12 protein-coding genes and 1 pseudogene are annotated in these 20,471 nt (G+C 68.3%); 5 read left to right on the plus strand and 8 right to left on the minus strand.

Features of this window, described 5'->3' with window-relative positions; all coding sequences use genetic code 11:
* Positions 1-183 precede the first annotated feature (183 nt).
* Positions 184-4,638 carry a glutamate synthase large subunit gene (gltB, locus tag NUG21_RS01010; protein WP_263392039.1) on the minus strand — a complete coding sequence of 1,485 codons (4,455 nt, stop codon included), beginning with the start codon at positions 4,636-4,638 and terminating at the stop codon, positions 184-186.
* Positions 4,639-4,830: 192 nt separating this feature from the next.
* On the minus strand, positions 4,831-5,226 hold the full coding sequence (locus NUG21_RS01015) for an I78 family peptidase inhibitor (protein WP_160947937.1): 396 nt from the start codon (positions 5,224-5,226) through the stop codon (positions 4,831-4,833).
* Between the two features lie 441 nt (positions 5,227-5,667).
* Here NUG21_RS01015 and NUG21_RS01020 point away from each other — a divergent pair, with 441 nt between their 5' ends.
* A complete protein-coding gene (locus NUG21_RS01020; RefSeq protein ID WP_263392040.1) occupies positions 5,668-6,897 on the plus strand; it encodes a DNA topoisomerase IB in 1,230 nt (409 codons plus the stop codon).
* A gap of 48 nt (positions 6,898-6,945) precedes the next feature.
* Here NUG21_RS01020 and NUG21_RS01025 read toward each other — a convergent pair whose 3' ends face one another.
* On the minus strand, positions 6,946-7,302 hold the full coding sequence (locus NUG21_RS01025) for a hypothetical protein (RefSeq protein ID WP_242081560.1): 357 nt from the start codon (positions 7,300-7,302) through the stop codon (positions 6,946-6,948).
* 138 nt (positions 7,303-7,440) lie between these two features.
* On the opposite strand from NUG21_RS01025, the gene NUG21_RS01030 reads away from it, so the two are divergent.
* Positions 7,441-7,674: a metallothionein gene (locus NUG21_RS01030; protein WP_019797504.1), complete on the plus strand. Its 234-nt coding sequence runs from the start codon at positions 7,441-7,443 to the stop codon at positions 7,672-7,674.
* A 72-nt stretch (positions 7,675-7,746) separates the two neighbouring features.
* Positions 7,747-8,787: an SDR family oxidoreductase gene (locus NUG21_RS01035; RefSeq protein ID WP_263392041.1), complete on the plus strand. Its 1,041-nt coding sequence runs from the start codon at positions 7,747-7,749 to the stop codon at positions 8,785-8,787.
* Between the two features lie 351 nt (positions 8,788-9,138).
* On the opposite strand, the gene ligD is transcribed toward NUG21_RS01035, so the two are convergent.
* The 5 genes and pseudogenes from ligD to NUG21_RS01060 form a co-directional block, all read right to left on the minus strand.
* A complete protein-coding gene (gene ligD, locus NUG21_RS01040) occupies positions 9,139-11,757 on the minus strand; it encodes a DNA ligase D (protein ID WP_263392042.1) in 2,619 nt (872 codons plus the stop codon).
* Positions 11,758-11,776: 19 nt separating this feature from the next.
* Positions 11,777-11,953 carry a DUF3606 domain-containing protein gene (locus NUG21_RS01045; protein ID WP_019796493.1) on the minus strand — a complete coding sequence of 59 codons (177 nt, stop codon included), beginning with the start codon at positions 11,951-11,953 and terminating at the stop codon, positions 11,777-11,779.
* Between the two features lie 188 nt (positions 11,954-12,141).
* The gene (locus tag NUG21_RS01050) at positions 12,142-14,469 is read right to left on the minus strand and encodes a TonB-dependent receptor (protein ID WP_317852480.1); all 2,328 of its coding nucleotides are present in this window, start codon (positions 14,467-14,469) and stop codon (positions 12,142-12,144) included.
* A 624-nt stretch (positions 14,470-15,093) separates the two neighbouring features.
* Positions 15,094-15,582 carry an AAA family ATPase gene (locus NUG21_RS01055; RefSeq protein WP_263392044.1) on the minus strand — a complete coding sequence of 163 codons (489 nt, stop codon included), beginning with the start codon at positions 15,580-15,582 and terminating at the stop codon, positions 15,094-15,096.
* A 13-nt stretch (positions 15,583-15,595) separates the two neighbouring features.
* A pseudogene (locus NUG21_RS01060) lies at positions 15,596-17,314 on the minus strand (AAA family ATPase).
* A 259-nt stretch (positions 17,315-17,573) separates the two neighbouring features.
* On the opposite strand from NUG21_RS01060, the gene NUG21_RS01065 reads away from it, so the two are divergent.
* Together NUG21_RS01065 and NUG21_RS01070 are read left to right on the plus strand one after the other, a co-directional pair.
* Positions 17,574-17,960: a BlaI/MecI/CopY family transcriptional regulator gene (locus tag NUG21_RS01065; protein WP_017909741.1), complete on the plus strand. Its 387-nt coding sequence runs from the start codon at positions 17,574-17,576 to the stop codon at positions 17,958-17,960.
* A 3-nt stretch (positions 17,961-17,963) separates the two neighbouring features.
* Complete coding sequence (locus tag NUG21_RS01070) at positions 17,964-20,066, plus strand: M56 family metallopeptidase (protein WP_263392045.1); 2,103 nt, start codon at positions 17,964-17,966, stop codon at positions 20,064-20,066.
* Positions 20,067-20,471: the final 405 nt, after the last annotated feature.

Here is a 20,471-nt window from a genome sequence, read left to right on the forward strand (position 1 = left end):
CTCCCACCGGGAGAAGGTGCCCCAAAGGGGCGGATGAGGGTACGGAGCGCGGTGTTGTGTGGGGATTCGGGATTGGGGATTCGGGATTCGAGAAAGCGGAGGACGGGTGTCGGATCCGTGCGGGGTTGCTTTTGCCAATCCCGAATCCCGACTCCCCAATCCCGTCGCTGCGACGGGCCGCCATCAGGCGGCTCGGCGCAGCGACTCCGTCAACGACTCGATGCTCGCCGCCTTCGGTTTGACCAGCCAGAACTTGCCGACGTAGTCGCGGAATTCGTCGAGGATCTGCTGCGCCCAGATGCTGCCGGTCAGCTCGCGGTGGCGGCTGATCAGCTTGTGCAGGTGCTGGCGGTGGCTCTCGAAGCCTTCGGCGGAGATGCGGTGGATGTCGATCAGTTCGTGGTTGTAGCGGTCGACGAAGTCGCGGTCCACATCGAGCACGTAGGCCAGGCCGCCGGTGAAGCCGGCGCCGAAGTTCAGCCCGACCTTGCCCAGCACCAGCACGATGCCGTCGGTCATGTACTCGCAGCAATGGTCGCCGGCGCCCTCGATCACCGCCAGCGCGCCGGAGTTACGCACCGCGAAGCGCTCACCGGCGCGGCCGGCCGCATACAGTTCGCCACCAGTGGCGCCGTACAGGCAGGTATTGCCGATGATCGCCGTGCTGCGCGCCTCGAAGCGCGCGCCGCGCGGCGGACGCACCACCAGGCGGCCGCCGGCCATGCCCTTGCCGACGTAGTCGTTGGCCTCGCCTTCCAGTTCCAGGTGCAGGCCGCCGGCGTTGAACGCGCCGAAACTCTGCCCGGCCGAACCGCGGAAGCGCAGGGTCAGCGGCGCATCGTCCATGCCGTGGTTGCCGTGGACGCGGGCGATGGTGCCGGACAGGCGCGCGCCGATCGAACGGTCGGTGTTGTGGATCAGGAAGCGATGGTCGCCGCCGCGCTTGTGCGCGATGGCGTCGGCGAGCAGGCCGTCCATCTGCGTGGCCAGGCTGTCCGGCGATTCGTACAGGCGCTGCGCGGCGCAGTGGCCGCCGTCGTGGCGCACGTCCTTGAGCAGCCGCGACAGGTCAACGCGCACGCCTTCGCGCGGCGAGATGTCCAGCTGCTGCAGCAGTTCGGTGCGGCCGACGATCTCGTCCAGCGAACGCACGCCCAGGTACGACAGCCATTGCCGCACTTCCTCGGCCAGCAGCCGGAAGAAGTTCTCCACGCGCTCGGGCAGGCCGACGAAGTGGTTGGCGCGCAGGCGCTCGTCCTGGGTGGCCACGCCGGTGGCGCAGTTGTTGAGGTGGCAGATGCGCAGGTACTTGCAGCCGAGCACGATCATCGGCCCGGTGCCGAAGCCGAAGCTGTCCGCGCCCAGGATCGCCGCCTTGACCACGTCCAGGCCGGTCTTCAGGCCGCCGTCGGTCTGCAGGATGGTGCGCGCGCGCAGGTCGTTGGCGACCAGCGCCTGGTGCGACTCGGCCACGCCCAGTTCCCACGGCACGCCGGCATAGCGGATCGAGCTGACCGGGCTGGCACCGGTGCCGCCATCGTGGCCGGACACGGTGATCAGGTCGGCGCCGGCCTTGACCACGCCGGCGGCGATGGTGCCCACGCCGGCATGGCTGACCAGCTTCACCGACACCAGCGCGCTGGGATTGACCTGCTTGAGGTCGTAGATCAGTTGCGCGAGGTCTTCGATCGAGTAGATGTCGTGGTGCGGCGGCGGCGAGATCAGGCCGATGCCCGGCTTGGCGTAGCGCAGCCGCGCGATCAGTTCGTTGACCTTGTGGCCGGGCAGCTGGCCGCCTTCGCCGGGCTTGGCGCCCTGCGCGACCTTGATCTGCAGCACCTCGGCATTGACCAGGTACTCGGGGGTGACGCCGAAGCGGCCGGAGGCCACCTGCTTGATCTTGGAGCGCTTCTCGGTGCCGTAGCGCGCCGGGTCTTCGCCGCCTTCGCCGGAATTGCTGCGCCCGCCGAGGCGGTTCATCGCGATCGCCAGCGCCTCGTGCGCCTCCGGCGACAGCGCGCCGAGGCTGATCGCGGCGGTGTCGAAACGGCGCAGCAGGTCTTCGGCCGGGGCCACCTCGTCCAGCGGCGTCGGCGTAGCCGCGCGCTTGAGCTGCAGCAGGTCGCGCAGGGCCGAGGCCGGGCGCCCGTGCACCGCGGCCGCGTAGGCGTCCCAGTCGGCCTGCAGGCCGCTGCGGGTGGCGCGCTGCAGGGTCAGCACCACGTCCGGGTTGTACATGTGGTACTCGCCGCCGTGCACGTACTTGAGCAAGCCGCCCACTTCCGGCTTGAGCAGGTCGTTCCAGGCGCGCGCGGCGAGCTGCCGCGCCTCGGTGTCCAGCCGCGCCAGGCCGACGCCGCCGATGCGCGCGGCGGTGTCCGGGAAGCACAGCGCCACCACGTCCGGATCCAGCCCGACGATCTCGAACAACTGCGCGCCGCGGTAGCTGGCGATGGTGCAGATGCCCATCTTGGAGATGATCTTGGACAGGCCCTTGTAGATGCCCTTGCGGTACTTGCGGCCGATCTGGGTCTGCTCGCCGCCGCTCTTGAGCAGCAGGATGCCGCGCCGGCCCAGGTCGAACAGGGTCTGGTAGGCCAAGTACGGATACACCGCGGTGGCGCCGAAGCCGAGCAGGCAGGCCATGTGGTGCGGATCGCGCGCGGTGCCGGTCTCGATGATCAGGTTGACGTCGCAGCGCAGGCCGACCCGCGAGAGGTGGTGGTGCACCGCGCCGGTGGCCAGCAGCGCGTGCGCCATCGGCCGCTCCGGCACCGGGTAGCGGTCGGTCAGCAGCAGCATGACCTTGCCGTCGCGCGCGGCCTGTTCGGCCTCGGCGCAGATGCGCCTGAGCCCGGCCTCCAGGCCTTCCTCGACGCTGTAGGACAGGTCGATCTGCGCGTTGCGGGTCTGGTACTGCTCCATCTTCAGCAACTGCCGCAGCTTGCGCTGGCTGAGCACCGGCGAGTTGAGGATGACGTGGTTCACCGTCTCCGGGCCGGCATGGAAGATGTTGGTCTCCTTGCCGAGCTGGGTGGTCAGCGACATCACGCAGTCTTCCCGCAACGGGTCGATCGGCGGGTTGGTGACCTGCGCGAAGGCCTGGCGGAAGTAGTCGTACAGCGGCCGGGTGTGGCGGCTGAGCACCGCCATCGGGGTGTCGTCGCCCATCGAGCCGGTGGCTTCCTGCTCGGTCTCGGCCAGCGGCCGCAGCACCTGCTCCACTTCCTCGGTGCTGAGCTGGAACAACTTGTGGTAGCTGCGCAGGGTGCGCTCGTCGAACGGCTCCTCGACCAGCGAGGGATCGATCAGCTCGGTCTGCAGGTAGGTCACGCCCTGCTGCAGCCATTGCTTGTACGGGGCGCGGCCGCGGTTGATGCGGTCGATGGCGTCGGAATCGAGCAGGTCGCCGCGCTTGAGGTCGATGGCCATCATCTCGCCGGGGCCGAGCTTGCCCTTGCGGGTGACGCGCTCGGCCGGCAGTTCCCACACGCCGGCTTCGGAAGCGACCAGGAAATGCCGGTCGGAGGTCAGCATCCAGCGCGCCGGGCGCAGGCCGTTGCGGTCGAGCATGCACGCGGCGTAGCGGCCGTCGCAGGCGACGATGCCGGCCGGGCCGTCCCACGGCTCGGTGTTGAGCCCGTAGAACTCGTAGAACGCGGCCAGGTCGGCGTCCTTGAACTCCAGCGACTGGGTGGCCGGCGGCACCAGGATGCGCAGCGCCTGCAGCAGGTCCATGCCGCCGGCGACCAGCAGCTCGAGCATGTTGTCCAGGCTCTGCGAGTCGGAGCCATGCATCGAGATCACCGGGTCGAGCTCGGCGATGTCGAAGCGCGGAGTCTTCCACACCTTGCTGCGCGCCTGCGCCCAGTGCCGGTTGCCCTCGATGGTGTTGATCTCGCCGTTGTGCGCGAGCAGGCGGAACGGGTGCGCCAGCGGCCAGCGCGGCAGCGTGTTGGTGGAGAAACGCTGGTGGAACACGATGGCGCTGGAGGCCAGGTCGTTGCGCTGCAGGTCCGGGTAGAAGGTGCTGAGCTTGTCCGGCAGCACCATGCCCTTGTAACTGATGCCGTTGGGCGAAAGCGTGGTGACGTAGAAATCGCCGACCTCGCGCAGCCGCTGCTCGGCGCGGCGGCGCGCCAGGAACAGGGCCAGGGCGAAGGCGTCCTCGCTTTGCTCGGCGCCGGCGTCGACGAACACCTGTTCGATGCGCGGCAGGGTGTCCTTGGCCAGCTGTCCGCACACCGCATCGTCGGTGGGGGTGAGGCGCCAGCCGCACGGCTGCACGTCGACGCGGCGCAGTTCCTCTTCCAGCACCTGACGGCAGCGCGCGGCATCGTCTGCGTCGCGCGGCAGGAACACGTTGCCGGCGGCGAAGCGCGCGCCGACACTCAGGCCGGCCTCGCGCGCCAGCGCGCGCAGGAACGGCTCGGGTTTGCGGATCAGCAGGCCGCAGCCGTCGCCGGTGAGGCCGTCGGCGGCGACACCGCCGCGATGGGTCATGCGCGAGAGGGCGGCGATGGCGGTATCCACCAGCGCCCGCGAAGGTTGGTCGTCGAGCTGCGCGACCATGCCGAAACCACAGGCATCGCGCTCGTCTTGGGGGTCGTAGAGCCCGTGGCGGTTGCGGGGGGCCATGTCTGCCTCTGAAAGCGATCCGAAGGAACGCGGCGACACTCGCCCCCGCTCTCTCCTGGAGCGCTTCTTGAGGTCACCGGAATCCCGACTAAAACATAGTTGGTGCGGTGCCGCAATACACCGTTACACCTGCAACTTCAGCGCTGGCGGCGGCCGTGTCGCCGCCGCCGCGCCGGGGTCTTGGCCGAGCGCTCAGCCGCAGCGCACGCCGGTGATCTGGTTCTTCTCGTCGACCTCGATGTTGAGCCGTTCGCCGTTGAACTCCATGGTCACCGCCTGGTTCGGCTTGAGCACGCGCACGCTCTTGGCGCCGGTGTCGCTGCGCGCCTGGTCCAGCAGCGCCTGCTCGGCGGCCTGGCCGACCAGCCCCTGTGCCTGCGAGGCATCGCAGGTCCCTACGGGCGGCGCGTCCGGGGCATTGGCCGGGTCCGGCGCGGCGGCCTGCTGCGCGGCGGCCTGGGCCTTGGCGGTCACCTGTTCCTGCTCGTCAGGCGGCGGCGCGCCGCAGGCGGCCAGGGCCAGCGCCAGGCAGGCCGTGCCGAGCAGGCCGACACGCGTGGACGCACGGGAGGAAAGGGGTGTGCTCATCGGGGCTCCTGATGGATGGAGGGAGGATGGGTGCAGCATAGAGTGTGTGATGCCCGTGAGACGAGTGCGGAGCACCCGCGATGCGGTGCGAAGGCGTGCGCCCTGGCGCCGGCCCGGGGCCCGCACTCCGCACACCAACCGCTCCGCATCGCGCATCGCCACCGCGTCCCGCCTCCACGTGCATGACATCCCTGGACCGTGCGCCGCGCTTGAGACCGGCCGCGGCCATCGGCGGCGAACGGCACCGCCGATGCGCCGACGGCCGTTGCGGTGTCTGCCGGCGCGACGCACGTCCAACACCGGCAGCATCGGACATGGCGCGTTCGCCACACGTTAAGCGGTGCAACGACGGGGCATCACGCGCCGTAGCCGCTGCGCTGCCGACAATCCGGGCTCGTGGAACCGGCGGCGCTGGCCGCGGTTCCGGCTTCCGGAGGTCCGATGTCCAACCCGTCCCGTTCCACCGCCGCGGCCGAGGCGGCGCGTGCCCGGCAGTCCCGCCAGGCCGCCAGCAGCGCGGGCCTGGTCTACGTCAGCGACCAGGAGCCAGGCATCGTCCGCCGCCGTGCCGGCAAGGGCTTCGGCTATCGCATGCCCGACGGCAGTGCGGTGCGCGACGCCGCCACCTTGCAGCGCATCCGCCAGCTGGCGATCCCGCCGGCCTATACCGAGGTGTGGATCTGCACGCGCGACAACGGCCACCTGCAGGCCACCGGCCGCGACGCGCGCCGGCGCAAGCAGTACCGCTACCACGCCGACTGGGCGCAGGTGCGCGGCGACGGCAAGTTCGAGCGCATCGTCGCCTTCGGCCAGGCCCTGCCGCGGCTGCGCCGGCGCCTGCGCCGCGACATGGCGCTGCCCGGCTACCCGCGCGACAAGGTGCTGGCGATGGTGGTGGCGCTGATGGCCGAGACTTTGGTGCGCGTGGGCAACGCCGAATACGCACGCAGCAACCGCTCCTACGGCCTGACCACGCTGCGCAACCGCCACCTGGCCTTCGTCAAGGGCGGCCGCGCGCGGCTGCAGTTCCGCGGCAAGGGCGGCCAGGAGCACGACATCGAGGTCGACGACGTGCACCTGGTCAAGCTGATCCGCGGCTGCCAGCAACTGCCCGGGCAGGCGTTGTTCCAGTACCGCGACGACGACGGCCAGCTGCAGCCGGTGGATTCGGGCGAGGTCAACGACTACCTGCGCGAGGCGATGGGCGAAAGCTTCACCGCCAAGGACTTCCGCACCTGGGGCGGCACCCGCGCCGCGCTGCAGCGGCTGGCCGCGCTGCCGCTGCCGGATACGGGCGGAGAGCGCGCGCTGGCGCAGGCGCAGAACGCGGTGATCCGCGAGGTGGCCGAGGCGCTGGGCAATACCCCGGCGGTGTGCCGCAAGGCCTATATCGATCCGTGCGTGTTCGACGGCTGGCGCTGTGGCCGCCTGCACGGGCTGTGCGAGGGCGTGCGCGGCGAGCGGCAGTGGGACCTGATCACGCTGAAGTATCTGGGGCGGGCCCGCACCGCGGCGCGCAAGGCGGCCAAGGCCGCCGGCCGCACCGCGGCGAAGGCGCCGCCGCTGCGCAAGGTTGCTCGGACCACGCGCAAGGGCGTGGCGGCGAGCGCGCAGGGCAGCGGTCATCGCGGCAAGCGCAAGGCCGCGCCCAGGGCACGCAAGCGCGCCTGAGCGGATGACGCTGCCCTCAGGCGCGGCGGGCCAAGCCGGCGACGCGGATCAGCCGCAGTAGACGGTGGTGATGTTGTTGGTCGGGCCGATCTCGACCGTCAGGCGGTCGCCGCCGGTTTCGCGGGCGCCGCGGTTGGGGCTGTCCACGCCGCTGGAGGTGGCGCCGTTGTCGGTGACGCTGCTCTTGACCACCTGCACCTTGAGGCTGTCGCTGTCGACCCGGGCGCGTTCGACGGTCATGCGCGAGGCGGCCAGGCCGACCGCGCCGCGCACCTTGTCGATATGGCATTGGCCGGAGATGACGCCGTCGATCGGCTGCACCTGCGCCACCTGAGTGGTACTGCAGGCGCCGAGTAGCAGCACGGCGGCGAACGGGGCGAGGTGGGCAAGCGGGTGGCGGATCATGGGCGTCTCCTTCGATCGATGGCGCGAGCCTGTCGCGGCGCATGTTTGCGCGGCATGAAGAGATCGCCCCGGCGGTTTCACCGGTCGTGGCCGCCGGCGGGGCCAGACTCGGGATTCCCCCAGCAACCGGAGCCGATCATGGCCACCTGCGATGTCTGCGGAAACGACTACGACCAGGCCTTCACCCTGACCCAGGGCGCGCGCAGCGGCACCTTCGATTCGTTCGAGTGCGCCATCCACGCTTTCGCCCCGCGCTGCAGCCACTGCGATTGCCGCATCGTCGGCCACGGCGTGCAGGCCGGCGAGCGCATGTTCTGCTGCGCGCATTGTGCCCAGCACGCCGGCGTCAGCGGTCTGGCCGACCGCGCCTGAGTGACGCCCTCTTCCTTCCCTTCGAGGAGGGCTGCGCCACCGCGTCCTCCTCCCGCACCCGGAGTACTGCCGATGGCCTCCCGCAAGCGTCCTGCCGCGACCCCGTCCGCCCCATCCAAGCGCAGTAGCGCCGCATCCTCGTCCAGCGCCAAGACCGCGCAGCAGCAGCGCGCGCTGCAGCGCGCGGTCGATGCCGGCGACGCCAAGCCCAAGCCCAAGCCCAAGCGCGCCAAGGCGGGCGACGCTGGCCAGGCCGGGCCGCGCAAGCAGCCGCAGCGCATGCCCAAGCAGCACTTGGCCAAGCCGGGCAACGAGCACGAGCTGGCGCTGCAGCCGCGCTTCGAGGCGCCGGAATACGTGGGCAGCGGCAAGCTGCGCGGCATGAGCGCGATCGTGACCGGTGCCGACTCGGGCATCGGCCGCGCGGTGGCGGTGCTGTTCGCGCGCGAGGGCGCGGATGTGGCGGTGCTGTACCTGGACGAACACGAGGATGCGCAGGTCACCCGTCAGCACGTCGAGAACGAAGGCCGCCGCTGCATCACCATCGCCGGCGACGTGAAGGATCCGGCGTTCTGCGAGGACGCGGTGGCGCAGACCGTGCGCGCCTTCGGCGGACTCGACGTGCTGGTCAACAATGCCGCCTTCCAGTTGCATTGCGATGCGCTGGAGGACCTGAGCGAGGAACATCTGCAGGAGACGCTGCAGACCAACATCGCCGGCTATTTCCACATGGCGCGCGCGGCGTTGCCGCATCTCAAGCGCGGCGCGGCGATCGTCAACAGCGGCTCGGAGACCGGGCTGTTCGGCAGCAAGTCGCTGCTGGATTACTCGGCGACAAAGGGCGCGATCCATGCCTTCACCATGGCCCTGGCCAGCCAGTTGCAACCGCGCGGCATCCGCGTCAACGCGGTTGCGCCGGGGCCGGTGTGGACGCCACTCAACCCCGCCGACAAGTCCGCCGAGGACGTGGCCGAGTTCGGCAAGCAGAACCCGATGGGGCGCCCGGCGCAGCCGGAGGAACTGTCGCCGGCCTATGTGTTCCTGGCGTCGCCGATTACTGCCAGCTACATCAATGGCGCGATCCTGCCGGTGATGGGGGGGCCGACGGGATAGTTGCTGGGTGGGTTGGGCAGTGCGTTGGCTAGCGGTCGGACCCTCACCCCAACCCCTCTCCCGGTGGCAGAGGGGCTTTTGACTCCCTTCTCCCGCTGGGAGAAGGTGCCCCGCAGGGGCGGATGAGGGTACGGGTCGCTCGTGTTCGATCTCAGCGCGTCGCTTCGCGCCGAACCCTCACCCCAACCCCTCTCCCGGCGGGAGAGGGGCTTTGATTCCCTTCTCCATCGGGAGAAGGTGCCCCGCAGGGGCGGATGAGGGTAAGGGCGCAGCCGCGTGGATCAGGTCAGCGAGTCGCTTCGCGCCGAACCCTCACCCCAACCCCTCTCCCGACGGGAGAGGGGCTTTGTTTCACTCTGCTTCGGCCCAGCGCGCCAGGTTCTGCTTCAGCGCCTCGATCCCGGCCCAGGGATCCTTGCGACGCCGTTTCAGCTTGGCCGGGACGTCGCGCAGCTTGAAGGCGTCGGCGCGGTGCAGCTTGGGCAGGTCGCTCCAGGCCAGCGGCATCGCCACCGGCGCGCCGGCGCGCGCGCGTAGCGAGTACGAGGCCACCGCGGTGGCGCCGCGGCCGTTGCGCAGGTAGTCGACGAAGATGCGCTGGTTGCGCAGGCGCTTGCTGGCGGTGGCGAGGAAGCGCTCGGGTTGCGACTGCGCCAGTGCGTCCGCGAAACCATGGGCGAAGCGCTTGGTCAGGTCCCAGTCGCAGCCCGGTGCCAGTGGCACCACCACGTGCAGGCCCTTGCCGCCGGACACGCGCAGGAACGACTCCAGCTCCAGTTGCGCGAGCAGCTTGCGGATGTCGGTGGCCGCGCGCTTGACCTCGGCGAAGGGCACGTCCGGCCCCGGGTCCAGGTCGAACACCACGCGGTCGGCCACGTCCGGGCGCTGCGCATGCGCCCCCCAGGGGTGGAACTCCAAGGCGTTGAACTGCACCAGTTCCAGCAGCCCGGCCGCATCCTCGACCACCAGATACTCGGCCTGAGTGCCGCTCTCCTCCTTCAAGCGCACTGACGACACCAGCTCCAGCCCGGCGGTGTGGTGCTTCTGGAAGAAGCACGCGCGTTCGGCGCCGGCCGGGCAGCGGATGATCGACAGCGGGCGCCCGGCGATCTCCGGCAGCAGGTGGTCCATCACCGCGTTGTAGTAGTCCCAGACTTCGCGCTTGGTCGCGCCGATGTCGGGGAACACGACCCGGCCCGGGCTGGACAGGGTCGGCGGCGTGCGCGCGTTGTCGGCCGCTGCTGCGCCGCGTTTGGCGCTGGCGGCCTTCGCGCCGACCGCCTTTGCCGCCTTGGTCGCCTTGGCCGTTTTGTCCGTCTTGGCTTTCCTGGCCGGCGGTGTTGCGCGCGCGGCTGCCGCGCGCGGCGCCGGTGCGTCGCGATCGCCCAGGTCGGCGATGTCCTTGTCCGGGCGCACCGCCTTCAGCGAGGCCTGGCGCAGCAACTGTTGCCCGCCGACGCCGCGGTAGAACACTTCCACCACGAAGCGCGGCGCGAACCAGCGCGCGCTGCGCAGGTCGGTCTCGGTGGTCGGCACGTGCACGCTGGGCGTGGCGCTGCCGGCCTTGCCGATCAGTGCGGTCACCTCGCGCAGCAAGGCGTCGGAGAAGCCGGAGCCCACGCGCCCGACGTACAGCCAGCCGTGCTCGGCATCCGGCCGCGCCAGCAGCAGCGAGCCGAAGCCGCTGCGGCTGCCCTTGGGCGCGGTGTAGCCCACCACCGCGAATTCCTCCGAGCGCAACTGCTTGGTCTTGCGCCAGTCGTCGCTGCGGCCGCCGTGGTAGCCGCGGTCGGCGCGCTTGGAGACGATGCCTTCGAAGTGCTGCGCGCCGGCGAGCTGGAACGCCGCGTCGCCATCGCCGTCGATGTGCGAGCTGAAGGCCAGGTGCGCATCGGCGCCCTGCAGCAGCCGCTGCAGCAATGCCTTGCGCTCGGACAGCGGGGCGGCAGCGATGTCGATCCCGTCCAGGTGCAACAGGTCGAACAGGGCCAGCGCCAGCTTGCCCTGGCGCTCGCCGGACAACACCGCCTGCAGCAGGTTGAAGTCCTCCTTGGTCCCCTTGCCGGCGATCAGTTCGCCGTCCAGCGCTGCCGAACGCAGGCCCAGTGCGGCGATGGCGTCGCGGATCTCGGGAATCTTGTCGGTCCACTCGATCGCATTGCGCGACCACAACCGCACGACGCCGTCGGCGACGGTGGCCAGGATCCGGTAGCCGTCCCACTTGATCTCGTGGATCCAGTGTTCGCCCTGCGGCGGCGCGTCGCCGAGCCGGGCGAGTTGCGCGGCGAAGGGCCCGTCCGGTGCGGCGGCCGGCACGGCCGCCGGCAGCGCCTGGGCGAGCTTGGCCCAGTTCGTCCGACGGCCCTTGCGGCCCGGTGCGGCGACGACCGTGGCCTTGCGTTTGTTGGGTTTGCCGGCGCCGGCGCGCTTGACGTCCTGCGCCGGCGCCGCGGTGACATCGGCCAGCAGGTCGTCGGCCTCCAGGTCGCCGGCGAAGGCGTCGTCCTCCTTGAACAGCAGCCACTGCGGCTGCCGCGCCGGCTTGCCCGAGCGCACCAGGTGCCAGCCGCCCTTGAGCTTGTCGCCGAACAACTCGAAGCGCAGGTGACCCTTGGCCAGCTGCGCTTCCGGGTCGTGCGCGCTGCTCCACACGCCGTGATCGAACTGGGCGACGTGGCCGCCGCCGTATTCGCCTTGCGGAATCTCGCCCTCGAAGCTGGCGTAGTCCAGCGGATGGTCTTCCACCTCCACCGCCATGCGCTTGACCTTGGGGTCGTAGCTCGGCCCCTTGGGCACCGCCCAGCTCTTCAGCGCATCGCCGACCTGCAGGCGGAAATCGTAATGGCGGCGGCTGGCGTGATGCAGCTGCACGACGAAGATCGGCCGCTGCCCCGCCGGCACCGGCTTGCCCGGCTCCGGTTCGCGGGTCTTGTCGAAGCGGCGCTTGCGGCGGTAGTCGGCGAGGCTCATGGCGCGGGCCCGGCCCGCGTCACTTGCGCAGGTGCGCGCGAACCGCCGCGGCGCTGCTGCCCACGGCCTGCACCGCGGCGCGCAATTCGTCGGCGGACACGCCCAGCGCCTGCGTCCAGTAGCGCACTTCGTAGTCTTCGTGGAGATTGATGCGGTCGCGGTCGGGCGAACCGGTGTTGCGGGGATCGTCGCTCATGCCGATGTCCTGCTGTCCAGAAGCCGCTGCGGTCGTGGGGCGCCACGGGTGGTGGCGAGTGCCGACGGACGCGGCATGCGTCGGCGGACCGGTGCGGAAACTTCTAGTCGTGCCGGCGTGGCACCGCCGTGAACGCCGTGTCAGCCCGATGCATGCGCGCCGCTGGCGTGGGTGCGCGTGCCGCTCCCTCAGAACGCCAGCGACGTACTGAACAGCAGTTGCCGCGGCGCGCTGCGCTGCAGCGTCTGGTAGTCGCCGGCGAATGCCGAGCCGGCGATGTTGGCGGTGCCGATGTTGTGGCGATCGAGCAGGTTGCTCACGTCCAGGCGCAGCTCCAGGCCCGGCAGCCGGCTGTCCACGCCCAGCGTGTAGGCCGTATACGCGTTGACCTGCCAGAACGCCGGCACGCGCAGGTCGTTCTCGTAGGTGAAGGGCTGATGCAGGTACTCGGTGCTGGTGGCACCGAGACGCCAGTGGCGCAGGTGCGCCGACAGGTCGCTGACCAGCGACAGTTGCGGGTAGCCTGGCTGCGCCTTGCCCTGGATCGGGTAGACGCTGCCGTCGACGACGACATCGCGGTCGTACACCGAGCGCGCCAGTGCCACGCCCTGGTAGAACTGCAGGTGCGGGGTGAGGTCGACGGTCGCGCCCAGGTCGGCGCCGAACGTGTGCATCCTCGGCATCACCTGCACGGTGTTGACCTGCGCGAACTGGGTGCCGACCGCGGCCGACAGCAGGCGATGGCGGATGTCGCCGTAGAACACGTCCGCGGTGATGGTGGCGCGGTCGAGGCGATGGGTGCCGCCGACGGTGAGGTTCCAGTCCTGCTCCGGCTGCAGGTGGCGGGCGAGGCGGTCGAACATGGCCTGGTCGGGCACGGTCCAGGCCGAGGCGGTGTAGCCGATGTTGCCGCGCTGGGCGACGCGGAAGCCGTTCATCGCGCTGCCCAGGTCGATGAAGCCATCGGTCTGCGCGGTCGGGCTCCAGAACAGCGACAAGTGCGGCAGGAACGCGCGCCTGGCGCGCAGCGTGCCGGACGCCGGCCGGTCCGGTGCATCGCCGACACCGCCACCGCTGGTGCGGAAATCCACCGCCTTGGCGCCCACGCCCAGCACCAGCGTGTCGCTCAGTGCGATGTCGTCGTGCACGTACGCCTGGCGCGCGCGGGTGGTCCAGTGCGAGGCGTTGTCGGTCTTGAACGACGGGCCGTACGTGTCCCACGGCCCGATGGTGCGCAGCGGTACGCCTTGCCCCAGCAGCGGCTCGGTGTACCAGAACGTCGCCGCGTCGGCGGTGGAGCGCTCGTCCCAGAAGCCGGCGCTGAGGGTGTGGCGGCCGAGTAGGTAGGTCAGGCTGAGCAGGCCGCCGCTACGCTGAAGGTGCGGCGCCTGCACCTGCTCGGAGAACGGCGCGCCATTGGGCGAAGGTGTGGTCGGATCGCTCAGCGTGGCATGGGTGCGGCTGTGTGCGCTGTAGAACTGCACGCGCCCGCTGAGCGCGTCGGAGATGTGGAAATCGTGCGCGAACGAGGCGATGCGGTCGTCGGTGACCTGGCCGGTGTCGTACGGCAGCAGCCCGGCCAGCGCGCCGCAGCTGTAGGCGCCACAGGACGCGCCGGCGTTCTGTGGCAGGGCGACCGCATAGGCCTTGGCGTAGTCGGGATAGACGCTGTCGGCGTGCCAACCGAGCTTGTCGAGCATATCGAAGGACAGGTTGTTGTAGCCCCACATCGCCGCGTGGCTGGCGGACAGGAACACGGTGAACGTGCCCCAGGCCACGTCCTGCGTCGCCTTCAGGTCGCCGCGCAGGAAGCGTTGGGTGCCGCCGCCCTGGTATTTGTCCGCGCCCAGCCGTTGCAGGTCCACCTGCACCTTCGGGCCGGTATCGCCGAGTTGCCCGCTTTGCACCGAGACCGTGGTGACCCGGGTCGCGTCGCTGCCCACCCCCTGCTTGAGGCGAAGGCCGGGCGTGTCCTTCGGTTCGCCCAGGCGATACTCCAGCGCGCCACCGTTGGCGCTGCTGGAGAACACGCTCACCGGTGCCGCGCCGGGGCTGACGGTGATGGAGCCGATGGCATCCGGCACGCCGACGTTGACCACGCTGGTCCCGGTCAGCGACAGGAAACCGCTGTCGTTCAACGGCACGCCTTCGAAGGTGATGCCCATTTCGTTCATGCGGAAGCCGCGCACGAACAGGCTGGTCGCGGAGACGTCCAGGCCCAGGCCATCGGTGGCGGTATAGCTGGCGCCGGGCACGGTCTTCAGCCGCGCCAGGCCGTTGCTGCCGGCGACGTCGGCGTCCATGTCGCCGGCATTGATGACGTAGCGGTTCGGGCCGACCACTTGCGTAGGCGCCACTGCTGCCGCATGCGGCGAGGCCACCACGTCCAGCGCGGACAGCGTGGTGGGGGTGGTGCCGGGATCGGCGCTGGTGGCCGCCTCCGTGGCGTGCGCCGCCGACGCGACGAGGCAGGCGCCCAGCGCCGCGGAGAGCAACGACGGCGTGCCGGGCCGAATGCGGCGATGCGGTACCGGCAGCGGTAGAACGGCGACACGAAGATGGAAGGAAGTCACGTGCATGGCGGGTCCAGCGTGCAGGGGGAAGCGGTGGCGCAGACGCGCACCCAGCGCTGGGCGGCGACCTTGCGGCGGCGTCCGGCTGGCTGTGCGTTTGCGATGGGAGGGCGCCGGCGGTGCGGCGCGGACCAGGGATGTCGCGCGCGGCTTTGCGGCCGTTCGCTCCAATCGATGAAGGCGAACGGCGCATCCGCGCGACAGCGCGTTATCCGAGGTGGAGACAGCGGCGTGAAGCGATGCAGGAAATTCTTGCACCGCATGTGCGCTTGCACCACTGCGCGTTGGTACAGCGCTGCCTGCCACGCGTATGCGTTGCGATACCTGGGTATAGGGTGCCGGTGCTGTTGCAGTGACAGCGCCGATCGCAGAGTGCTTTATGCCGAGTGCATGTACAGTGGATGTGTTGCGGGATCGTCGCACTCGCTACCGTCAAGAAAATCGGCTAGCTGCGTGGAGCAATGCTCGCGCATAGAAGTTTTCTCGTGATATCTAGCGATTGTCATGAGGTACTAGAGATCGTTCGAGCTATGCCAGGATGGCAGACCGTAGTGAGGGTGGTATCACCTACTCCGCAGCCGGTTCCGGAATTCCTGCCATCACGCGATGGTGTTCAGAGAAGCCCAGTTCATCAAAGATCGCTTTGAACTTGATGAGGCAGTAGGTGACATCGTACTCGCCGAAGTCGGTCAACGTGTTTGCGTCACCATGGGAGTGATGTGCCAAGTAGCGGCTTAGTGCAAAGAAGGTGCGATCCTGCACGGCGAGTCTATCCATCACTGTATTGAATGAATCCTGCCGTTTGGTGAAGTAGAAGAACCGCTCCAGGATGCACCGCATCGCATTGGCGACTGTGGCAGGACTCACCAGATCCTGATAGGCGTCCTTCACCACCTGCCACCAGGATTCGTAGTCATTCTTGAGATCCTCGATCTTCATTGGCACGATCGCCGAGTAGCGCTTCTTGATGACCCGCTGCAGCTGTGCAGGATCTGCTTTTTTGCTGACCTTGATGAGTTCATTGAGGAAGAAGAGACTGTGTGTAAGCACAATCACCTGCTTCAGCTGCTTATCCTGCGAGTTCTTCAGCCCGATAATGTCCCGGGGAAATCGTGGCTGCAATGTCGTACACAAAGTTATGTGACAGGCTTGAAATTGGATCATCAATGACAACGATCTTCTTTTCCAAGCGGGAGGACGTACTTGAAGTGGATGATCCCGTGATCAGCTCGACGAAGTAAAGAAAAGTGATAAGGGTCTTTTCTCCTTCACTCAGTGAGCCGTACGTATCCGGTCCTTTGCCAGGGCGCACCAGCTGGTACAGATCGTCCTCACGCCGTTCGATCTTGAATGAGTCGACCCCTAGCGATTGCAGTCTAGTGTTGATCGCGACAACCGCTTCTTCGGTTCCGCCGCTAGTCGCACGAAGTTCAACTAGCCGCAGCTCTGCTTGGCTGATCTGCCATTGAAGCTGGGCTTTCGATTCACGTATCGCCTCAAGTGCATCCGTAGCGCTTCTTGATGTGGTTTTGTAGAGGGTTAGAATGCCTTCATTGTCTTCGCGAAGACGAGCCCAGAATCCATTCTCGATTCGGTTCAGTTCGGACTGCCTGCGGCTCAAACGGCGATTGTGCTCATCGACACGCTTGGAGACCTCATTGATCGCATCTTCAAGCATCGCCATCGGCGCCTGGGTGGAGTGAAGTTCGATAGCACTCTGCGGCGATCCCGACTTAGCCGCCATACGCTGGGCGTTCTCGCTTAGAAGGCGACTTGCGTTTGCCCAAGCCAATCGAATGGCATCGGTCTCAGAGGCAAAAGCTTCCGATTCCAAAAGGCTAGCAATTGCATGCTCAAGGCCAGCGAGACTGGAAGCATAAGAGGACGCAAGCTGCCTTGTCCGTTCCACGCGCCTCTCAAAGCTTTCATCGAATAGCTTGGCAAGTTCCTGCGGGAACGCAGGTGGAAGGCTCTGCTGGCAGAACGGACAGAGATTATGGCTTAGTTCTACGTAGGATCGCCCTTGACTGACCCAGTCGAAGTTGGCGATGTCCTTGATCATCGCCGAAAGAGCACTGTCGCTTGAGCCGATGATTGGCTCGGCCCAAATCTCGTCCTGTTCGAAACGATTGAAGTTGGGAAGATCAACATCAACACGAGGCTTGGGCATCGAGTTGCTGTCGCCAAGCTCGATGAGTAACTGTTTAAGCTTATCCAGGTCCGGCGGCTCCCCATCATAGGCCAGCTTTGCCTAGGCCTGGAGCGCATCGAAGAAACGCTGTTTGGAATTTCCGTATGGTAGCCAGCGCTTGAATGGGCCATCTTTTAGCGCCGTGTAGCTCCTCCAGACTCCGCGAATCGCGTTTTCATGAGAATTGGTTGCCTCCGCCTGACGCAGTTCCTGTTGCTTTACCAAGTTTTCATGCTGCCCACGCCAAGTTGCGACCTCTTGCTCTAAGTCCTCAGTAGCCTCCAGTGCGGATGACTCAGGATCACCAATGGTGAAGATCCCAGGCATATCGCTCCGGTTGCGAAAATTGGTTTCAACGAAATGATCGTTGTAAACCAGATACTCGTACTTTGTGTCTTGAGGGAATACGCTCAAAGTGCAGTTGGGTATGGGATTTTGGCCCGTGCCACAGGCCTGTATGACTTGGCCAATTGCGGATTTTCCAGCGCCATTGAGACCATAGAAGTAAGCGACGCGCTTGTTCGGCTCAAAGGAAATCACAGTGCTTGATGCGGGATCGAAGCTTCGGAAATTCTGAATATTGATGGTTCGTATCATTCCTCTTCCCCAGAGGTCGCCGTTCCCATGGCTAACGCAAAGCGGTGGGCATCGCCAATGCGTTTCACGTTCTAGCCTACATTACAATGAGAAGGCGCTCGGCGCATCGCCAGTGAGTCCTATGCAGAGGGGTCCTCTCCGAAAGGGCATCCTCCCATTCAAATGTCCCACCGACCGCCAGCCCATGACCTGCGACCTATTGACGACAGTTGTCGTCATGGGTAGCTTTGCCGACACGTGTAGTCATCGGAGTGGGCGGATGCGCCGCAAATCGATCGGGGACCAGGAACTGGCCCTGCTGCAGTACATCGCCGAGCACGGCGATGCTAGCGTCGGCGAGGTCGCCGCCGGGTTCGGCGAAGCGCGCGGGCTGGCACGCTCGACCGTGCTGACCATGATGGAGCGGCTGCGCGCCAAGGCCTATCTGCGCCGCCGCCAGGTGCAGGGGGTGTACCGCTACGCCGCTACCAGCGGCCAGGACGACGTGGTGCGCAGTGCGGTCGGCAGCTTCGTCGAAAAGACCCTGCAGGGCTCGGTGTCGCCGTTCGTGGCGTGGATGTCGCAGCGCGCCGAGGTCAGCGACACGGAGCTGGCCGAACTGGAGGCCCTGGTGGCCAAACTGCAATCGCAACGGCGAGAGGACTGAGCCATGCATAGCCTGTTGGGGACGGACGTGTTCGAGACTCTGCTGTCGCGGCTGTTGGCGACCAGTGTGCAGACGGTGGTGCTGGTCGCGCTGGTCTGGGCGCTGTGCCGCTGGCTGCCGACCCTGCCGGCGGCGACGCGTTGCCGGCTGTGGTGGCTGGTGGCCGCGCAGAGCGTGCTGGGCCTGCTGTGGGCCGGTGCGGTGCAATTGCCGGTACTGCCGGCCGCGCCTGCGCCAGCAGCACCGGCGGCTGTCGCCACGGTGACGGCAACGCCGGCACGCGCTGCGACGTCGACCGTGCCGACGTCGGCTGCGACGCCCATGCAGGTCAACATCAACGCGACTGCCGCGACCGCCACCACGGCGATCACCGCCACGCCGGCAACGGCATCGTTGGCCGCCTGGCCGTGGGCGCAGGCGCTGGCGGCGTTGTGGCTGGCCGGCGTGCTGGTCTGCGCCGCGCACAGCGTCCTGGCCTACCGCCGCAGCCGCCAGCGTGCACGCGAGGCGGCGCCGTGCACCGACGCCGCCCTGCTCGGCGCGCTGCGCCTGGCGGCCGAGGCACATGGCCTGCGCCAGCCGCCGCAGCTGCGGCTGTGTGCGCACATCGATTCGCCGCAGCTGATCGGCCCGTGGCGGCCGGTGCTGCTGCTGCCGGCGCGGCGCATGGCCAGCCTGCGCGCCGACGACCTGGACATGGCGCTGACCCACGAGCTGGTGCACCTGCAGCGCCGCGACCTGTGGTGGGGCCTGCTGCCTGCGGTGGCGCAGCACCTGTTCTTCTTCCACCCGCTGGTGCACCTGGCCAACCGCGAGTACGCCCTGGCCCGCGAAGCGGCCTGCGATGCAGCCGTGGTCGCCGGCCACCGTCATTGCCGTCACGACTACGCACGGCTGCTGGTGCAGCTGGGGGTGGCGCCGCGGCCCAGCGCCGGCCTGGCCAGCGCTTCGCCGACCTTCCTGAGCCTGAAACGGAGATTGCTGATGCTGCAGACCACGTCCGCTTTTCCGCGCCTGGGCGCGGCCCTGATCCTGACCGCAGTGACCGTGCTTGGCGTGGCGCCGTTGCGTCTGGTGGCCCAGCCCGGCCATTCCGTCGCGCCTGCCAGCAAGTCGGGTTCCGCTCATGCAGCGGCACCGACCGCCGCCGAGGCCGACGCCGCAGCCGAGGCGGCCGATGCGGCTGCCGAGGCCGCCGAGGCCGCTGCCGATGCAGCCGCCGAAGCAGCCGCCGAAGCAGCGGAGAAGGCGGCCGACGCCGCCGATGCTGCCGACACGGACAACGACACGGCCATGGATGACGGCACCGCCGCCCGTGCCGCCAACGTGCCCGGGACGCCGCTGCCGCCGCGTGCGGCGACCTCGGCGATGTCTGCCACCTCCGCCACTTCTGCGACGACCTCGCGTCGCGCGCCGCCGCCGGCCGCACCGTTGCCGCCAGCCGCACCGCTGCCGCCGCCCGCGCCGCTCGCGCGGCCGGCACCGGCGGTCCCCGCTGCGCCGCCGGCCATCGGCTCGCGGATCAGCACGCGGTCGGTGCAGAAGACCCGCAACGGTCAACTCGAACAGTCGTATGTCCGGGTCAAGGGCAACCATTCGACGATGAGTGGCAGCAGCGACCAGCTCGCCACCATGAAGCGCGAGACCCAGGGCGATGGCCTGTGGTTCCGTCGCGGCGACACGCGCTATGTGGTGCACGATCCTGCGTTGCTGGCCCGCTTCGATGCGCTGTTCGAGCCGATGGGCAAGCTGGGCGCGCAGCAGGGCGAACTCGGCAAGCGCCAGGGCGCACTGGGCCGCGAGCAGGGCGAGCTGGGCCGGGAACAGGGCAAGCTGGCGCAGGAGGCCGCGGCGCGGGCGCTGGCGCGCATCGACATGGACGCCGTCGCTGCCAAGGCGCAGGCGAATGCACAGGCAGCGCTTGCGCAGCGCCAGGACGCGCTGTCGGCGAAGATGCGCGCGCTCGGCGAACAGCAGGCCGCGTTGGGCCGGCAGCAAGGCGAACTGGGCACGCGGCAGGGCGAATTGAGCGCGCAGATCGATCGCGAGGTCGACCGCCTGCTCGATGCGGCCATCGCTGCGGGCAGCGCGCAGCGGCTGGAGTGATCTGCTGCACGCCGCGCGCCTGGCGCGCGCGGCGTGCTCTCGCGTTGACGCGGCGCCGTCTCGAACCACGCGCAGCCCGCTGGGACAGTCGGCAAGGCATGGTGGGAGCGACTTCAGTCTGGACGAGGCGTTCGCGGGAAAGCCTATTGCGATGGAAGGACGCCGCAGCATTCCCTTCTGTCGCTGCTTGGCGAGACCTACCGTTGCCTTGTAGGAGCGGCTTCAGCCGCGAGGCCTTTCCCGGCAACGCCTGTCGCGCTGAAGCCGCTCCTACACGCGCACCGCGTGCGCGCCCACATGACGGGACGCTTCTCACATCGTTTCCGCACCGGTCGCACCCCTGGATACATTGCCCGTGCAAGGCTCCCATGCCGCGTCCGCAGCATGTCGTGCGCATCAGCGCGC

Source organism: Xanthomonas sp. CFBP 8445 (assembly GCF_025666235.1).
GTDB lineage: Bacteria > Pseudomonadota > Gammaproteobacteria > Xanthomonadales > Xanthomonadaceae > Xanthomonas_A > Xanthomonas_A indica.